Source organism: Dermabacter vaginalis (assembly GCF_001678905.1).
GTDB lineage: Bacteria > Actinomycetota > Actinomycetes > Actinomycetales > Dermabacteraceae > Dermabacter > Dermabacter vaginalis.
In genome coordinates this window covers 985,466-1,001,370 of the sequence record NZ_CP012117.1, presented here as the reverse complement: position 1 = coordinate 1,001,370, position 15,905 = coordinate 985,466, and the positions used below count along the sequence as shown (strand labels likewise).

At 63.3% G+C, this 15,905-nt stretch carries 17 protein-coding genes; 6 read left to right on the top strand and 11 right to left on the bottom strand.

The genetic code is table 11. From position 1 onward, the window contains the following. The first annotated feature begins 45 nt into the window (after positions 1–45). The 4 genes from DAD186_RS04240 to DAD186_RS04225 all read left to right on the top strand — a co-directional run bounded on the left by DAD186_RS04240 (position 46) and on the right by DAD186_RS04225 (position 3,037). On the top strand, positions 46–669 hold the full coding sequence (locus DAD186_RS04240) for a 5-formyltetrahydrofolate cyclo-ligase (protein WP_065247639.1): 624 nt from the start codon (positions 46–48) through the stop codon (positions 667–669). Between the two features lie 96 nt (positions 670–765). Beyond that, complete coding sequence (locus DAD186_RS04235; RefSeq protein WP_065247638.1) at positions 766–1,443, top strand: SAF domain-containing protein; 678 nt, start codon at positions 766–768, stop codon at positions 1,441–1,443. 70 nt (positions 1,444–1,513) lie between these two features. Beyond that, a complete protein-coding gene (mscL, locus tag DAD186_RS04230; protein WP_016664342.1) occupies positions 1,514–1,912 on the top strand; it encodes a large conductance mechanosensitive channel protein MscL in 399 nt (132 codons plus the stop codon). Positions 1,913–2,134: 222 nt separating this feature from the next. Then, a complete protein-coding gene (locus DAD186_RS04225; protein ID WP_065247637.1) occupies positions 2,135–3,037 on the top strand; it encodes an HhH-GPD family protein in 903 nt (300 codons plus the stop codon). Between the two features lie 15 nt (positions 3,038–3,052). Here the strand turns inward: DAD186_RS04225 and DAD186_RS04220 are convergent, their stop codons facing one another. Next, the gene (locus DAD186_RS04220) at positions 3,053–3,676 is read right to left on the bottom strand and encodes a DedA family protein (RefSeq protein ID WP_065247636.1); all 624 of its coding nucleotides are present in this window, start codon (positions 3,674–3,676) and stop codon (positions 3,053–3,055) included. A 22-nt stretch (positions 3,677–3,698) separates the two neighbouring features. Continuing rightward, positions 3,699–6,209 (bottom strand): ATP-dependent Clp protease ATP-binding subunit, encoded by a 2,511-nt coding sequence (locus tag DAD186_RS04215; RefSeq protein ID WP_065247635.1) that lies wholly within the window; start codon positions 6,207–6,209, stop codon positions 3,699–3,701. A gap of 175 nt (positions 6,210–6,384) precedes the next feature. Between DAD186_RS04215 and mqo the strand changes: the two genes are divergently transcribed. Next, entirely contained in the window at positions 6,385–7,875 is a 1,491-nt protein-coding gene (gene mqo / locus DAD186_RS04210; protein WP_065247634.1) for a malate dehydrogenase (quinone), read from the top strand. A 10-nt stretch (positions 7,876–7,885) separates the two neighbouring features. Then, entirely contained in the window at positions 7,886–8,800 is a 915-nt protein-coding gene (locus DAD186_RS04205; protein ID WP_065247633.1) for an aldose 1-epimerase family protein, read from the top strand. 66 nt (positions 8,801–8,866) lie between these two features. Here the strand turns inward: DAD186_RS04205 and DAD186_RS04200 are convergent, their stop codons facing one another. The 9 genes from DAD186_RS04200 to folP all read right to left on the bottom strand — a co-directional run bounded on the left by DAD186_RS04200 (position 8,867) and on the right by folP (position 15,903). Further along, positions 8,867–9,193, bottom strand: coding sequence for a histone-like nucleoid-structuring protein Lsr2 (locus DAD186_RS04200; protein WP_065247632.1), 327 nt, complete (start codon positions 9,191–9,193; stop codon positions 8,867–8,869). A gap of 131 nt (positions 9,194–9,324) precedes the next feature. Beyond that, on the bottom strand, positions 9,325–9,558 hold the full coding sequence (locus DAD186_RS04195) for a hypothetical protein (RefSeq protein WP_065247631.1): 234 nt from the start codon (positions 9,556–9,558) through the stop codon (positions 9,325–9,327). Continuing rightward, positions 9,545–10,417 (bottom strand): pantoate--beta-alanine ligase, encoded by an 873-nt coding sequence (panC, locus tag DAD186_RS04190; RefSeq protein WP_065247630.1) that lies wholly within the window; start codon positions 10,415–10,417, stop codon positions 9,545–9,547. The genes DAD186_RS04195 and panC overlap by 14 nt, the downstream gene beginning before the upstream one ends. Beyond that, positions 10,414–11,307, bottom strand: coding sequence for a Rossmann-like and DUF2520 domain-containing protein (locus tag DAD186_RS04185; RefSeq protein ID WP_257737091.1), 894 nt, complete (start codon positions 11,305–11,307; stop codon positions 10,414–10,416). The genes panC and DAD186_RS04185 overlap by 4 nt, the downstream gene beginning before the upstream one ends. Beyond that, positions 11,304–12,926: a PH domain-containing protein gene (locus DAD186_RS04180; protein WP_065247628.1), complete on the bottom strand. Its 1,623-nt coding sequence runs from the start codon at positions 12,924–12,926 to the stop codon at positions 11,304–11,306. Before DAD186_RS04180 ends, DAD186_RS04185 begins: the two co-directional genes overlap by 4 nt. Next, a complete protein-coding gene (locus DAD186_RS04175; protein WP_082991076.1) occupies positions 12,923–13,483 on the bottom strand; it encodes a PH domain-containing protein in 561 nt (186 codons plus the stop codon). Before DAD186_RS04175 ends, DAD186_RS04180 begins: the two co-directional genes overlap by 4 nt. 31 nt (positions 13,484–13,514) lie before the next feature. After that, positions 13,515–14,030 (bottom strand): DUF3180 domain-containing protein, encoded by a 516-nt coding sequence (locus DAD186_RS04170; protein ID WP_065247627.1) that lies wholly within the window; start codon positions 14,028–14,030, stop codon positions 13,515–13,517. Then, positions 14,030–14,956 (bottom strand): 2-amino-4-hydroxy-6-hydroxymethyldihydropteridine diphosphokinase, encoded by a 927-nt coding sequence (folK, locus tag DAD186_RS04165; protein WP_065247626.1) that lies wholly within the window; start codon positions 14,954–14,956, stop codon positions 14,030–14,032. The genes DAD186_RS04170 and folK overlap by 1 nt, the downstream gene beginning before the upstream one ends. Further along, entirely contained in the window at positions 14,953–15,903 is a 951-nt protein-coding gene (folP, locus tag DAD186_RS04160) for a dihydropteroate synthase (protein WP_065247625.1), read from the bottom strand. The genes folK and folP overlap by 4 nt, the downstream gene beginning before the upstream one ends. Between the last annotated feature and the right edge of the window lie 2 nt (positions 15,904–15,905).

Genomic DNA, 15,905 nt, shown 5'->3' with positions numbered 1-15,905 from the left:
TCGAAAGCTGTGTTCCGAACTGCGCCGCTGTGGCACGATGTTTCTATGAATAAGACCTCCACGCCCGCAACGAAGCGCGCACTTCGCCGCGAGATTCTCCGCGCTCGGCGCGAGACCTACGTCGCTGAAGCCGCGCGAGAAAGCGCCGCTCGCATCCGATCCCACCTCGAGCAAAGCATTGACCCGTGGATTGAGGCCGCGGGGCGCCCCTTCGTGATCGCTGGCTACAGTCCGGTGCCCGCCGAAGCAAGCGCCCTCACGTGGCTCCGGCGTCAGGCACGCAGTGGCCACACCGTGATCCTTCCTACCTTCGAGGGGGAGCTTCTCGGCTGGCGCGCGTGGGACGGCGAGGAAGTCCTCGCCCCTTCCGGGGGCGCAAAATTCGGCTCCGAGCCCTCGGGGGAATCCTTCGGGACCAAAGGGCTCGCCCGTGCCGACCTCATCATCACGCCCGCGGTTGCGGTCGACCGTTCAGGCACTCGCCTCGGGCACGGCAAGGGCTATTACGATCGCGCCCTCGCCCACGCCCGTCCCGGTACGCGAGTCCTCACCCTGATCCACGAGACCGAGCTCCTTGATTTTGACGCGCTCCCCCGCGAGCCTCATGACGTGCCGATCCCCGAGGTCCTCACCGAGTCGGGTCTCGTTTCTCTGAATACTCGCTCGTAACGCCCGCGCTACGGGGCATGCTCCACAGCCGCGCGTCTTCCCCACAGACGCCTCGAGCCGGGAGACGAGGGGGGATTCTCGCCTAGCGTGGGGCTCATGGGAGAGGAATCATCGCTCGCGCGGGCTCAGCGCGCACTTGCCACAGCAGGCCCGCACCTACGCCGTGCCGTACGCAAAAACAGAGGGCTCGTCACCCTCGTCGTTCTCGCCGCGCTCATGAGTGTCAGTGCGCCGCCACTTGCCGCACACATTCTGCCCGGAGTTGCGGTCGTCGTTGCCGCGCGTGACCTTTCACCGGGAGACACGATCGAGGAGCAGGATCTCACGACAACGATGGTGCGCCCCGACCTCGTTCCCGAAGGAGCGGTGCGAAGCACGCGAGAGATTGCTGGTGAAAGCGCTGCGGGCTCGATCAGCAAGGGTGCGCTCGTGCTCCGCGAACATCTGCGCGAAAAAGAATCGGCGCTTGCCGCGCATCGAGCACTCGTGTCGATCCCGATTGCGAGCGGAGGGATCGTGGATGCGGCAGAGCCAGGCACACAGCTCCGCATTATCTGTAAGCCATCAGGGAGTTCCGAAGGTTTCGCCGACGACACACCCCTCACCGACGTTCGTGCCGTCTTGCGCGCGCCTCTTACCGGCGCACCGGGCGAAGCATCGCCTCTCGCAGCCCCGAGCAGCACCATGGCCACAGTCGAAATCGATCGGGCGCAAGTTTCCACTATTGCTCATTGCACACTGAACGATCCCCCTTTTATCGCCGTGGTCGGTTAGTTTGACTTTCGCGGGATTATTTCGGCGATGACCGAACCTGCTCCGAATACCCTTATCGAAAGGAACGGCCGTGAACGGCTTCAAAGAATTCATCATGAAGGGCAACGTTCTCGACCTCGCGGTCGGCGTTGTCATCGGCGGTGCATTCACCGCCCTCATCAAGGCTTTCGTCGATCACCTCATTCAGCCCGTCGTCGCCGTTTTCGGCGGCGCAAACGTTGATGGCTTCGCCTACCGCATCATCGCGGACAACAAAGCGACGACCCTCGACTTTGGTGCGATCATCTCCGCGGTCATCTCCTTCCTCATCACTGCGGCAGTCGTGTACTTCGTCTTCGTGCTGCCCGTCAACAAGGCGCGTGAACTCGACAAGAAGCGCCGCGGCATCACGGAGGAGGTCACGGAACTCACCGACATCGACCTTCTCACCGACATCCGCGACCTTCTCAAGGCGCAGAACACCAAGTAAGCCTTAACTCGCATATGCGAGTTAAGCACCACGCCCCGGCGGCACGGCGCGAACCTCACGGTTTCGCCCGCCCCGGGGCTTTCTTGTGTCCGCTTGTTTCTTCCAGCAGCGACGCCCAATCTCGGACCTTGAGATCAACCGCGCCTACCTGCATCCCCTCAACGGCGCGCCCCATAGGTAGTCCTCGCGAGCGCCTGCCGAATCTCGGTAGCATGGAGCGCTATGCCTTCATGCCCCGACCTCTACGAGCCAGTCGCCACGTGGTTTGCGACCCACCGTCGGCCCCTACCCTGGCGCGATTCGCACACGAGCCCATGGGGCGTTCTCGTCAGCGAAATCATGAGCCAACAAACCCCCGTCTCCCGCGTCGCAGAGCCCTGGCGCGCGTGGATGAAGCGTTGGCCAACCGCGCACGCGCTCGCCCATGCCGACGCGGCCGAAGTCCTGCTCGCGTGGGGCTCCCTCGGCTACCCGCGCCGCGCGCTCAGACTTCTTGAGTGCGCGCGCATTGTCGAGCGGGACCACGGCGGAGAGCTTCCGGTTGGCGTGGACGCGCTCACTGCGCTACCGGGAATCGGCTCCTACACCGCCGCGGCAGTTGCATGTTTCGCGCAGGGACAGCGCGCGTGCGTGCTCGATACCAACATCAGGCGCGTACTGACGCGAGTGCTCGACGCCAAACCCTCGGTTAAAGCACACGTGACGAAGCACGACCGCGATCGCTTCGACGCGCTGGTTCCGGACGCCCCCGAACGCGCGCGCATATGGAATGAGGGCATCATGGAACTCGGCGCGCTCGTGTGCCGTGCCCGCACGCCCCTTTGCGAGGCATGCCCGCTCGCGCCTCACTGCGCGTGGCTTGATGCTGGGCGCCCCGGTCTCGGCGAGCGCACAACACGCCCGCAGGGGTATGAAGGAACAGATCGACAGATCCGCGGAAAAATCCTCAAGACCCTGCGCGAGGGTGGTGAGGCCACCGTCGGAACTCTCGAGGTTGAAAGCGGGACGGACCCAGACCGCTTCGCACGGCTTCTGGCCGATCTCCTTGACGAGGGTTTCATTTCGCGCACGCCGGAGGGAAAAATCGCTCTCGGTTCGCCTTCGCGATTCTCACCGCGGAACTAGCGGTTCGCGCGCGGGTCAGGCCCGTTCCGACGTCTGCTTCGCCTTCAATGCGTGAAACTTTCGGACGACGCGCTCAACGAGAAGTGAGAAGGCGAACGCCAATACGAGCGCGGCGACGATTCCGAGCAGCGGATGCGCCTCGAACCACTGGCCGGCAAGTGCCCCGATAAGGCTTGAATAGACGGCCCACATGAAGGTCGCGAGGATAATGCGCGGCGTAAATAGAGCACGCGGGTACTCAAGACCACCGGCGACGAGGTTCACCGCCGTGCGCCCGAGCGGAATGAACCGCGCCGTCATGAGATAGGTGAAGGCGTGCCGTTCGAGGCCACGCTCCGCGGCCTCGACCGCTCGATGCCCGCGACGGCCCTCGTTAAAGAAAGAGAGCTTCTGCCACGGAAGCATACGGCCAATCTGGTAGGTCACGTGGTCGCCGACCGCGGCTCCTGCCCAGCCCGCCAGGATGAGCAGAATAAGCGACGGCTTACCGGAGGTCGCCCACAGGGATCCGAGCGCGACAAGCAACGATTCGCTCGGAACAGTAGGGAAAAAAGCGTCCACGAGGGAGAAGGCGGCGACCACGAGGTGGACCCACCACGCTTCTCCCGCGTGGACGACAATCTCTTCAACGACGTGCATGTCTAGGACTCACGCACAAAGGTTAGCCAGCGATGTCCTCAACAGAAATGTCCTCGGAAATCGGCTCGAGCGAGCCGTCCTCGTTCTTCGTGGCGAACGTGAACACCCCGAGCGGGCCCTCACCTTCGGCATCGATCACGATCTCGTCGCCGTCCTTCACTTGGCCGAACAGGATCTTCTCGCTGAGCGAATCCTCGATGTCCCGCTGAATCGCGCGGCGAAGCGGACGGGCGCCGAGAACTGGGTCGTAGCCCTTTTCCGCGAGGAGCGTGCGTGCGTCAGGGGTGAGCGTCACCGACATACCGCGCTCCGCGAGGCGCACGTCGAGGCGACTAACCATGAGGTCGACGATCTGCTTGATTTCTTCGCGCGAGAGCTGCGGGAAGACCACGATGTCGTCAACACGGTTGAGGAACTCGGGGCGGAAGTGCTGCTTGAGCTCCTCATTCACCTTCGCCTTCATGCGCTCATAGCTCGTCGAGAGGTCGCCGCCGGCCTGGAAGCCGATCGAGACGCCCTTCGCGATGTCACGCGTGCCGAGGTTGGTCGTCATGATGATGACCGTGTTCTTGAAGTCCACGACGCGGCCCTGCGAATCAGTGAGGCGGCCGTCCTCGAGAATCTGCAGGAGCGAGTTGAAGATATCGACGTGAGCCTTCTCGATCTCGTCAAACAGCACAACGGAGAACGGCTTGCGGCGCACCTTCTCGGTGAGCTGACCACCCTCGTCGTAACCCACGTAACCGGGAGGCGAGCCGAACAGACGCGAGGCCGTGTGCTTTTCACCGAACTCCGACATATCGAGCGTAATGAGTGCGTCTTCGTCGCCGAAGAGGAACTCGGCGAGCGCCTTCGCGAGCTCGGTTTTCCCAACGCCCGTGGGGCCCGCGAAGATGAACGAGCCGCCAGGGCGCTTCGGATCCTTGAGGCCCGCGCGAGTCCTGCGGATCGACTGCGAGAGCGCCTTGATCGCTTCGTTTTGGCCCACGACGCGCTTGTGGAGCTCGTTTTCCATGTTGAGCAGACGCGTAGATTCGGCCTCGTTGAGCTTCACGATCGGGATGCCGGTTGCGGCCGCGAGAACCTCGGCGATCACGTCGTCGTTCACAATGCTGATCGCGTCGGACTCACCATTACGCCACGCATCTTCCTTAGCCTTGCGCTCGGCCGTGAGCTTTTGCTCGTCATCGCGGAGGCTCGCGGCTTTCTCGAAGTCCTGCGCATCGATCGCGGATTCCTTCGCGCGCTTCGCCTCTTCGATCTTCTGGTCGTATTCCTTCAGCTCGGGCGGAGCCGAGAGTCGGCGAATACGTAGGCGCGCACCGGCCTCGTCGATCAGGTCGATCGCCTTATCCGGCAGGAAACGATCATTCACGTAGCGAGCCGCGAGCTGAGCGGCCGCGTCGAGAGCGTCATCAGTGATCGTGACCTTGTGGAAGGACTCGTAACGATCGCGAAGGCCGCGAAGGATGTCGACCGTCTCCTCAACGCTCGGCTCTTCGACATGGATCGGCTGAAAACGACGCTCAAGAGCGGCGTCCTTCTCGATGTGCTTGCGGTACTCCTCGAGTGTGGTCGCGCCGATGGTCTGAAGCTCGCCGCGCGCAAGCATCGGCTTGAGGATATTTGCCGCGTCGATCGCGCCCTCGGCCGCGCCGGCACCCACGAGCGTGTGGATCTCATCGATGAACAGCACGATATCGCCGCGGGTCTTGATTTCCTTGAGCACCTTCTTCAGGCGTTCCTCGAAGTCACCGCGGTAGCGCGAGCCGGCCACGAGCGAACCGAGATCAAGCGTGTACAGCTGCTTGTCCTTGAGCGTTTCGGGGACGTCACCCGCGACGATCGATTGGGCGAGCCCCTCGACGACGGCGCTCTTACCAACGCCCGGCTCACCGATCAGCACGGGGTTATTCTTCGTGCGGCGGCTCAGCACCTGCATGACGCGTTCGGCCTCGCGCTCACGGCCAATGACCGGGTCGAGTTCCTTGTCACGCGCCGCCTGCGTGAGGTTACGGCCAAACTGGTCGAGCACGAGGGAGCCCGACGGAGTCCCCTCCTGGTTGCCGCCACCGGCGTTCACCGTTTCCTTGCCCTGGTAACCCGAGAGCCTCTCGATGACTTCCTGACGCACGGCAGCCGGCTGGGCGCCCATGCGCGTGAGAACCTTGACTGCTACACCATCGCCCTCGCGCAACAGCCCAAGGAGGATGTGCTCCGTGCCGATGTAGCCGTGACCGAGCTGGAGGGCCTCGCGAAGGCTCAGCTCGAGCACCTTTTTTGCACGTGGCGTAAACGGGATGTGCCCCGTGGGGGCCTGCGTGCCCTCCGTGATGATTTCGCGCACCTGCTCGCGCACGCCCTCGAGCGTGATGCCGAGCGATTCGAGAGCCTTCGCTCCCACGCCTTCACCCTCGTGGATGAGGCCCAGGAGGATGTGCTCGGTGCCGATGTAGTTGTGGTTGAGAAGGCGCGCCTCATCCTGCGCGAGCACGATGACTCGGCGGGCGCGATCGGTAAACCTCTCGAACATGAATCTCCCTTGGTTTTTCGGCGTTGCTTACGAGCCTACTGCGTGCCTCCACTCGGTGCGCCGTTGTTCGCCAGAGGCGTGAAAGGCCCGCGCCTGAGCGCCTAGGATTGAACGGAACGCCAGCGCTGCCCAGGACAGCGACCGCTTCCACCGAACCGAAGGAGCACCCCCGCACATGCGAGTATCCGCGCACTCGTCTCGCGCAACCTCGGCACTCACGGTCGAGCACGCCGACGCCGTTCTCATCGGTGCGGGCATCGCCTCGGCGACCCTTGCGATGCTCCTTCGTGAACTCGAACCGACGTGGCACATCGTCGTTCTCGAACGGCTCGAGGGCCCCGCTCTCGAATCCTCGCATGCCTGGAACAATGCCGGTACCGGCCACAGCGCACTGTGCGAACTCAACTACACGCCCATGGATACCCACGGGCGCGTCTCGATCGACAAAGCACTCGAGATCAACAAGAAATTCCAGCTCTCGCGTGCATGGTGGGCGCACCTCGTCGAAAACGGCACGCTCGAACACCCTGAGCGTTTCATCCGCACCGTTGCACACATGAGCCTCGTCCACGGTGAAGAGAACCGGCGGTTCCTCAAAGCGCGCTTCGCTGCTCTTCACCCGCACCCCCTGTTTTCCTCACTTGAGTACACGGAGGATCCCTCCCGCCTTGCCGAGTGGGCTCCCCTCGTGATGGAGGGCCGGACCGCGCACACGCCGCTTTCGGCAACCCGCTCACTCGCGGGCACCGACGTGGACTTTGGCGCCCTCACGCGTGCGCTCCTCGAGGCCGCGACGAAAGCGGGCACCAGCGTACATTTCGGCTCCAACGTCGTGGATCTGCGTCGCATGGGCAAGGACTGGGGCGTTATGGCCCGCACTCACAACTCAACGCACGTTGTTCGCGCGCCATTCGTCTTCGTCGGAGCGGGCGGTGCTGCACTCCCCCTCCTTCAGCGCTCTGGAATCAGCGAGATCCGCGGCTACGGCGGGTTCCCCATCTCCGGGCAGTGGCTTCGCTGCACGAATCCTGAACTCGCCGCGCGGCACGAAGCAAAGGTGTACGGGAAGGCTGCCGTCGGATCGCCCCCGATGAGCGTGCCCCACCTCGACACCCGAGTCATCAATGGCACACGCGAACTCATGTTCGGCCCATACGCGGGATGGAGCCCGAAATTCCTCAAATCGGGTTCCGTGACAGATCTCTTCCGCTCGATCCGCGCCTCGAACGCTCTGCCCATGGCGTCCGTTGCTCCCGGCAACCTCGACCTGATCGCCTATCTCGCCTCGCAACTCACGCAGAGTTTTGACGATCGCCTCGCGGCACTTGCCGAGTACCTGCCGGGCGCGAAGGCTGAGGACTGGGAACTGCTCGAGGCCGGCCAGCGGGTGCAGGTCATCGCACCGCTCTCGCGCACGCGCGGCACCCTCCAATTCGGGACCGAGCTACTCACCTCAGCCGACGGAAGCATGAGCGGGCTCCTCGGTGCGTCGCCGGGTGCCTCAACGGCCACCTCAATCATGCTCGACTTGCTTTCGCGTGCCTTCCCTGCGAAGGCGTCTGAGTGGGAGCCACGTCTTCGCGCCATATTCTCTACCGAAGGTGACGCCCGAGATCACCTCGCACGCACAAGTCGCATTCTTGGACTTACGGAACCACCACGATGAAAGGGCACTCATGAGCACCTCGCACTCCTTATTCAGAGGAGAGATCATTACCCTCACGAATGGCGCGTCAAGCGCCGAACTTACGAGCGTGGGCGCAGCGCTCAATCGTTTCTGCATCGGCGGGCGCGACTTCGTTGTACCGAGCGCCGTCGATGACGTCCAATTCGGCTATCGCGGTGGGATCATTGCCCCATGGCCAAATCGCATTGGCAACGGTACCTATACATACGACGGGGTGGAATACGAGCTGCCGCTCAACGAGCACGAACGACGCAACGCGCTTCACGGCCTCGTATCGTGGAGCGATTTCTCGGTAGAAAACCGTACGGAAAACACGGTGGATTTCTTTCACCACCTTATTCCCGTACCCGGCTATCCCTTCCCCCTTAGCATTCGCGTGCGCTACACGCTTCACGAAAGCGCAATCACCACCGAGGTCACCGCGACCAACCTCGGCGAAACCCGCGCCCCCTACGGCGTATGCCCCCATCCCTACGTCGTGCCCGGCGCAGAGCACATGAATGAATGGGAAACCCTCGTGCCGGCCTCCCACGTGCTCGAAGTCGACGAACGCCTCCTGCCGGTTGCGCTCTCACCCGTCGAGAACCACCCGGAACTCCACCTCGATGGCGCACCTATCGGTGATCGGTTCATCGATCACGCCTACACGGGATTCTCCGAGGGGCGAATCACGGTGCGCAGTGCGAGCGGTGAAGTATGGGTCGAATTCGACCCGGAGGCCCTCCCGTGGGCGCAGATCCACACGGCCGATCACCCGGATCCCTCGAAGAATCGCGCAGGGCTCGCTGTCGAACCTATGACGTGCCCGCCCGATGCTTTCCGCACCGGCGAAAACCTCGTGCACCTCGCCCCGGGCGCCTCACACACCGTCTCGTGGACGATCGGCGGCAAAGCTCTGAACTAAGTCCTCACGAACAACAAAAGCGCCGCGGGGCCTTTCCCCTCGCGGCGCTTTTATGCGTCAGTGCTCTCAGCCTTCGTGTGCGGCGTAGTACGCCTCGCGAACATCCGCAGCGATGCGGCCGCGATCCGAGACGTTGTAGTTGTTCTCGAGCGCCCACTTGCGGATCTTCGCGGTCTCCTTCGCGCTGCTCGGCGTGCGCGAGCTGCGACGGGCGCGGCCGCCAACGCGGCGGGCGGCGACGATCCATTTGGTCATGTCTGCGTGGAGTTCGTCGACGTGCGCGTTCGAAAGGTCGATCTCGTAATCAACGCCCTCGAGGGAGAACGAAACGGTGAGATCCGCCTTCGAACCATCGAGATCGTCGACGAGTTCGGTGAAAGTCTTAGTTGCCATCGAGGCCATCCTCATGAAGTTTTAGAACGGTGGTCGACCGATTCAGCGGCGAAGCGCGTCAACGGTTAAAAGCAGGATAATCGCCCACCACAATAGTGGCAACCATTTTAGCGCGATAACAAAGCGCTCTTTTATTTCGACGTCGTTGCGTCTTTACGTTTTTCCGCGTTGGCGGTTTGTTTCGTTCTTACAAAGCGCGCTGCCTCGGGATGCGCGGCAATGTACTCGCGTTCGGCTTCCCTTTCCGCCTCACGCTGATGCTTATCGGCGCGCAAAATCGAGCGCAGGACGAACCAGAAAAGGAGCCCAATCCCGATCGATGGCAGGAGCGCTCCCAGCTCGAATGCCCAATCAATGTTTCCCACTGCGCGCCTCCTTCGATGGTTGCTGCTCCTTTGCAGGGGCAAGGTTCACGAGCGCATTGTCGATCAGACGCACACCCTCGACCCTCGCGGCGAGCACGACGAGCGCCTCCCCCACGAAAGCCTGGTCAATCTCTTCGAAAGTCGCCGGGTTGACCGCGAGCCGGTAATCCCACGTCACTCGCGAAGAATCCTCGTGCGTGCGAAGAAGCGCGAGTAGCTCAGCCGCCGTCGGGCAGTCAAGCGCCTTCGAGAGAAGCCCCGAGAGGGCGAGGGCATCCGCCCTTGCCTGCTCGCTCAAATAGCTATTGCGCGAGCTGCGTGCGAGACCCGATTCTTCGCGCACGATCGGCACACCCACGATTTCAAGACCAAGGTTAAAATCGTGCACGAGGCGCCGAATAATCGCGAGCTGCTGCGCGTCCTTTTGGCCAAAGATCGCGACATGCGGCTGGGCAAGAAGGAAAAGCTTGAGGACGACGGTGGCCACGCCATTGAAGTGGCCGGGGCGAATCTCGCCCTCGAGGATGCGCCCAATCGGCCCCACTTCAACCTGGAACGGCTCCGGGTACGGGTACATGTCGCTCGCCTCGGGGGCGAACATCGCATCGGCGAGTGTGTCGACGAGTTCGAGGTCGGCGTCGAGCGTACGCGGATAGCGCTCGTAGTCCTCGCCGGGGCCGAACTGAAGAGGGTTCACGAAGTTCGACACGATGACGTGATCGGCATGCGAACGAGCCTCACGGATAAGAGTCAAGTGTCCCTCGTGGAGCGCGCCCATCGTGGGCACAAGTGCAACACTCCCCTTAAGAGAGGCGCGGTAGGCCTGCAATTCCTTAACGGTGGGGATGAGCGTAGTCATGAATCCTGCCTTGGTTTTCTCTCGCTTGATAGCAGTAACTCTAACGCCGCCCGCTCACGCTCACCGATAGGTGCGATGTCGAGTGCGGCACGCGCGAGTGCGCGGTATGTGGGCAGAACGCGCTCGAGGTCAAGCTCTTCAAGGGCTTCGAGATGATTTCCGACGGTTCCCGCATCACCGCGCTGCACCGGTCCCGTAAGCGCACCGGGCCCAAGCCTGAGCGACTCCTCGAGACTCGCGTTGAGAAGCGGACGCACGAGAGCGGGTGGATCCTCGACCCCGATCGCGTCGAGGATCTGAAGCACTTGGCTCACGAGCACAACGAGATGGTTCGAGCCGTGGGCGAGCGCGGCGTGGTAGGCCGTGCGATCGCCCTCCGCAATATCGATGCTCACGCCGTCGAGCTCGAGCACGAGAGCCTTCGCAATGGGCGCGAACATGGGACGCGCAGTGACGGCCCACGGGCAGCCCACGAGCCTTGCAAGATCGAGCGAAGTTCCCGTGAAGGTCATGGCCGGGTGGAGCGCAAGGGTGATCGCGCCAGCGTCTTCGAGCGGACGCAGTACCTCAATCCCATATCGGCCGGAGGTGTGCGCGATGATCTGTGCACCGGGCACGATACCCCGCTGCGCGAGACTCGCCGCGAGCGGCGCAAGCTCGTCATCAGGGACAGCGAGAACCACGAGTTCACTGCGCTCGACAACCTCTTCGGGACTAAGGATGGGGGCGCCGGGCAGCAGAACATCGGCGCGCTCTCGGGAAGCGTCGGACCTGGCCGCCACCCCCGTGACCTGGTGCCCTGCTGCGCGCAGTGCGTTCCCGAGCACCGCACCCACGCGCCCCGCGGAAATGATGCCCACGCCCATGCGCGCAGGCTCCGCAGGGCTCACGCCGTTCCGCCCAACAATCTCGGTTGAAGCCAGCTTGCACGCTCGCTGAATCGGCGCGACGTTCCTGCGTCCACGCCGAGTGTTGCGCACAGGGCTGCGGCATCGGTGACGGGAATGTTCGAGATATGGAAAGTGCCACCGGCATACGTGACCGCGAGGTCTGCCGTGCCGATCCGCCGGGAGATCGGCCCCTGGGAGAGTTCAACCCCCTGGATGCGCTCGCGCGGGATCACGGTGACGGTTCGCGTGAGCCAACCGTGACGTGCAAGAAGCGCGTGGCGCGTGAGCGCGTACACGTGGGTGCGACGGCTGATCGGGGTGGACCAGTGGAAGGGGCGCGCGCCAGGCAGTTGCGCTTGCGGCGCCGCGAGAAAACCCTGAAGTAGGGCCGTGTCGCTCGCACCCAGCACCGCGGGGCTCGGCGCCTGAGCCCCGTCGTGCATCGCGGGGTGGACGATGAGGTCGCCGGTCGGTGGCATGAGGTGCGAGAGCGTCGCTTCGAGTTCGGCGGCGGTTCCCACGGGAAGAATACGACCGGTGCCTTCCGTCACGGATTCAAGAACATCCATGCCCGCGGTTTTCGCGCTCACGTCGTACCACCCACGTGAACGCCACAGGAGCGGCTGAGAAATCTCCATCTCTTGAAGCTTCGAGGCTGTGAGGTTATCGCTGCGCGAGTTCAAGAGTCCTCGCCGTGCGCGCAGACCCGTCGCGGTCGCGCGCGAGGTGAAGCCCCAACCGGAGTCGACGCGCGAGAAAATCATTCGAGGAACCGCAAGCAGCGCGGGAACGAGCGCCGCGAGCGACGCGAAAGAAAGCGTGAACTCACCGTCGGCGAAGGAGGCGATGAGCCAGATCGCCGTCATGACGATCGAGAACGCGAGCCAGAACATGAGCGAAATATCAAGCACGAGCGAGTGCAGGATGCGCGAGGTCGGGATTCGCGCGAGCAGTTCGCCGGTGGAATCCGAGTCGTAGGCAATGGACTCGGCGCGCTCCACAATGCTCGGCGAACCATCGCCTCCCTCGCTCGGCGCCGCGCTCTCGGGAGCCTCAGGCGCGGCCTCAGCGGATGCGGGGTTCGCCGCCACGTTGCCATGACTCGGCACATCCCCACGGGCGAGTTCGAGGACCGTCGAGTGGATTTCTTCGGCTTTCGCCCTGCCAAGGTACTGGAGGTCCACGTGGGACTCGCCCGCGCCGGCGAGCTCGATCCGCACTTTGGAGAGCCCCACAAGCCGCGCCATGAAAGGCCGTTCAACAGAGACGGAGTCGATGCGCTCGCGTGGGGCAATTCTGCGTTTCGTGCTCAAGAATTTTTCACGCACGAAAACGCCGTCTTCCGTCACCGCGTACGTCGTGATCCACCACGGGAGCCCACCGGCAAGAATCGCTACGAGGATAATGCCAAGGGCGCCGAGACCGAAAAGCCACAGATTGTCGGTGTTCACGACTCCGTGCTTGACCAAGTCCTCGATCATGTCGATGTTTTGGAACCCGACGATCGCCACGATTGCCGCGATCGCTTTCCACCCCATGACGAGCGGCGTAAGAGGGTGGAACCTCGAGTATGCGGACTCCGGTGGGTCATTGGCGATGTCAGGCGACTGTTCGGTCATAGCGCCGCCATCTTTTCACTCGCCTCGCGAGTCACGAGGTCGCGAATACGCTCGGCCTCCTTGCGCTCGAGGCCCGGAATAGAGACGTCCGAGATCGAGCCTCCCGCGGTTTTCAGCGTGATGGTCGAAAGCCCGTACGCGCGCTCAATGGGGCCTTCGTCGATATTGATGTCCTGGATGCGGCCGTAGGGAACGATCGTGACGGAGCGGAACATAATGCCGCTGCGAAACACGATGTCGTTGTCGCGCGTGAGGTAGCCAAGAGCGCGTGCGCGGCGAGGGGTGAACACGATCGACTGGGCCACGAAGAGGTACACGGGGATGGTGCACAGGTGCACCCACCACGGCCACGCAAACACGGCCGTGACAATGTGGAGCGCGATGCACCCCGCAATCACGGGCACCCACCGGGCGAGTTTGCCAAGAAACCGTACCTTGACGAGCTTCGGCGACACGCGTGCCGTACGTGGATCGGTCGCGGAAAAAGGCTCGTCGAGCATCGTGCGCTCGATGTCGGCCGGCTCGAGGGTCGGCATCGGAACTACTGAGTTACTCATGAGAATCTTTCTAACACAGTGGACGGGAGCTTCAAAGGGAACCTGCGCTCTCACCCGCGCGCCCCATAGGCCCGGAATCGCTCGGCGGCAAGCTACCCCACCGTTCTACGATAAGCCCGATCACCGCGAGGATGAGCGCGCTAAGCGCATCGAAGCCGAGCGGAAGAATGGCACCGCTGAGTGTTCCGCCCCCTGCGGTGGCGAGGAACGCGCACATACCCGCGTAAAAGCCAGCACCGATCGCACCCGTATAGGCCGCGGCACGCGCCGCGAGAACGATCCTGTAAGCCGTGACCATGTCGATGTGATGCTTGCGCGGCGTAAGCGGATGGGTTTTCGCGCGCTCACGGGACTCATCGAGATATCTCTTCACGCGAAGCCCCAGGGCAAGAACGACGACGGAAAGAATGAGGAACACCATTCCCGGCATGATGCCGGCGACGGGAACCGGGGCACCTCGCGAGGCAAACGCGAGAGACAGCCCGTGGCCCGCAAGGCCCGCCACGAGGGCGATTCCAAGAAGCCGCAGCGCAGGAGTTCTTGTCATCACACACCCTTGCGTGGGCGAGCCTCGCTCGCGAAACCGGCAACACGGGGACCGGGGCGCAAGCCCGCACGGTCAGGGGCGGCCTTCACGAGGTCCGACGCCTGCCGGCCATCGGGGAAACGCCAGTCGGGATCGATGTCAAGCATCGGTGCGAGAACAAAGGCGCGTTCGTGCGCACGTGGATGCGGAAGCGTGAGTCGCTCATCGTCGCACGTGAACTGCCCGAAGGAAATGAGGTCGAGGTCGAGGGTGCGCGGTCCCCACCGAAGGGTGCGGGTGCGCCTTGCAGCATTCTCGATCTCATGGAGTGAGTCGAGAAGCTGCCACGGGCTGAGCGACGTCTCAAGGAGCGCAGCGGCGTTGAGGTACACGTCCTGATCAATGTCGCTTACGGGGTCGGTTTCGAAAACGCGGCTCGCGGCAACGAGACGAGTTTCGGGGATCCGTGCAAGTGCGGCGAGAGCACCGGCGAGGAAGTCCTCGCTATCGCCAAGATTTGAGCCAAGCGCGATGAAAGCGCTCACGGGTGCCGCGCGCCTTGTGAGACGAACGCGTGCGTCGGTGAAGGGCTGCGGAATTGGCGCGGTGGGTTTGTGCACGCTCACGCTCACTTCGCGCACGAGCACATGCCGCTCAAGTACACACTGGGCGATGCGCTCGGCGAGAGTTTCGATCAGGTCGACGCTTCGCCCCGAGACGATTTCTTCGACGATTGCCGCGGCGTCCGCGTAGCTCACGCTTCGCTCGAGCGCATCATCGCGCCCCGCCGAGCGCGTGTCCACGCTCATATCGACGTCCACGAGAAAATCGTGGCCCTCCGCTTTTTCGTGATCGAACACACCGTGCTTGCCGTGCACGCGCACACCCTCAACCGCGATATGGGAAAGCGCGGCGGGCGCGGCAAAAGCGATATCGCTCCACGTCATGCTTGCGCCTCCTCCCCGTAATTGCGGTCGGCAATACTCGCCCCAAGCCCCAAGTCTCGCCCCTGCGGACCAGCCATAAGTCGTTGCATGACCCGGATGTTGGCGACGGTAGAAGCGACATCGTGAACGCGCACCGCCCACGAGCGCCTCAGCTGGGCGAAGCCGCTCAGGGCGGCGGTTCCCGCGTCGCGGTCGATATCGAGTGCACTCACGAAACGCTTACGGCTCACACCGATGAGAAGCGGGTAGCCGAGCCCCTCAACCGCATCGATCTGGTCGTAGAGGTTCCAGTTGTCTTCACCCGTCTTTGAAAACCCGAAGCCTGGGTCCGCCACGATGCTTTCACGAGGGATACCCGCGTGCACCGCCTTCTCGATTTGTGCCCCGAGTTCGCGTGCGACGTCCGCGCCTATCTCACCGTAGCCCGCGCGTGACATTGCCTCCTTGGAGTGTCCACGCCAATGCATAGCAATGTAGACGGGCGGCGTGCCGAGAGGAGTCGTGAGACCCGCGATGGTCTGGAACATCTCTGGGTCGGCGAGGCCAGCCGAGACATCGTTCACGATGAGAGCACCCGCCTCGACTGCGGCACGGGCGACCGCGGCACGCATCGTATCGATGCTCACGGGGATGCCCCTCGACGCCAGTGCCTCGACCACCCGCACCGTTCGCTCGAGTTCTTCACTCTCACTTACGCGGCTTCCACCCGGGCGCGTGGATTCGCCACCAACATCGATGATGTCGGCGCCTTCGCTTACCAGGCGCTCGGCATGCGTGAGCGCGCTGTGGAACTCGTTGTGCTCGCCACCGTCGGAAAACGAATCCGGGGTCACATTGAGCACCCCCATCACGAGGGTCCGCTCGCACGTGAGCGAAGAAGGCAGGCCCTCCACACGCCGCCACGCCGGGGCGCTAGAGAAGTCCAGAACCGGTCGCGTTGCGCTCATGT

Excerpts from the sequence above, each read along its gene's own strand:
- DAD186_RS04220 (WP_065247636.1), bottom strand. The coding sequence starts at position 3,676 with ATGCACGTCGTTGAAGAGATTGTCGTCCACGCGGGAGAAGCGTGGTGG.
- DAD186_RS04225 (WP_065247637.1), top strand. The coding sequence starts at position 2,135 with ATGCCTTCATGCCCCGACCTCTACGAGCCAGTCGCCACGTGGTTTGCG.
- DAD186_RS04205 (WP_065247633.1), top strand. The coding sequence starts at position 7,886 with ATGAGCACCTCGCACTCCTTATTCAGAGGAGAGATCATTACCCTCACG.
- DAD186_RS04170 (WP_065247627.1), bottom strand. The coding sequence starts at position 14,030 with ATGACAAGAACTCCTGCGCTGCGGCTTCTTGGAATCGCCCTCGTGGCG.
- panC (WP_065247630.1), bottom strand. The coding sequence starts at position 10,417 with ATGACTACGCTCATCCCCACCGTTAAGGAATTGCAGGCCTACCGCGCC.
- DAD186_RS04200 (WP_065247632.1), bottom strand. The coding sequence starts at position 9,193 with ATGGCAACTAAGACTTTCACCGAACTCGTCGACGATCTCGATGGTTCG.
- DAD186_RS04235 (WP_065247638.1), top strand. The coding sequence starts at position 766 with ATGGGAGAGGAATCATCGCTCGCGCGGGCTCAGCGCGCACTTGCCACA.
- folP (WP_065247625.1), bottom strand. The coding sequence starts at position 15,903 with ATGAGCGCAACGCGACCGGTTCTGGACTTCTCTAGCGCCCCGGCGTGG.
- DAD186_RS04175 (WP_082991076.1), bottom strand. The coding sequence starts at position 13,483 with ATGAGTAACTCAGTAGTTCCGATGCCGACCCTCGAGCCGGCCGACATC.
- DAD186_RS04180 (WP_065247628.1), bottom strand. The coding sequence starts at position 12,926 with ATGACCGAACAGTCGCCTGACATCGCCAATGACCCACCGGAGTCCGCA.
- DAD186_RS04215 (WP_065247635.1), bottom strand. The coding sequence starts at position 6,209 with ATGTTCGAGAGGTTTACCGATCGCGCCCGCCGAGTCATCGTGCTCGCG.
- folK (WP_065247626.1), bottom strand. The coding sequence starts at position 14,956 with ATGACGTGGAGCGATATCGCTTTTGCCGCGCCCGCCGCGCTTTCCCAT.
- mqo (WP_065247634.1), top strand. The coding sequence starts at position 6,385 with ATGCGAGTATCCGCGCACTCGTCTCGCGCAACCTCGGCACTCACGGTC.
- DAD186_RS04240 (WP_065247639.1), top strand. The coding sequence starts at position 46 with ATGAATAAGACCTCCACGCCCGCAACGAAGCGCGCACTTCGCCGCGAG.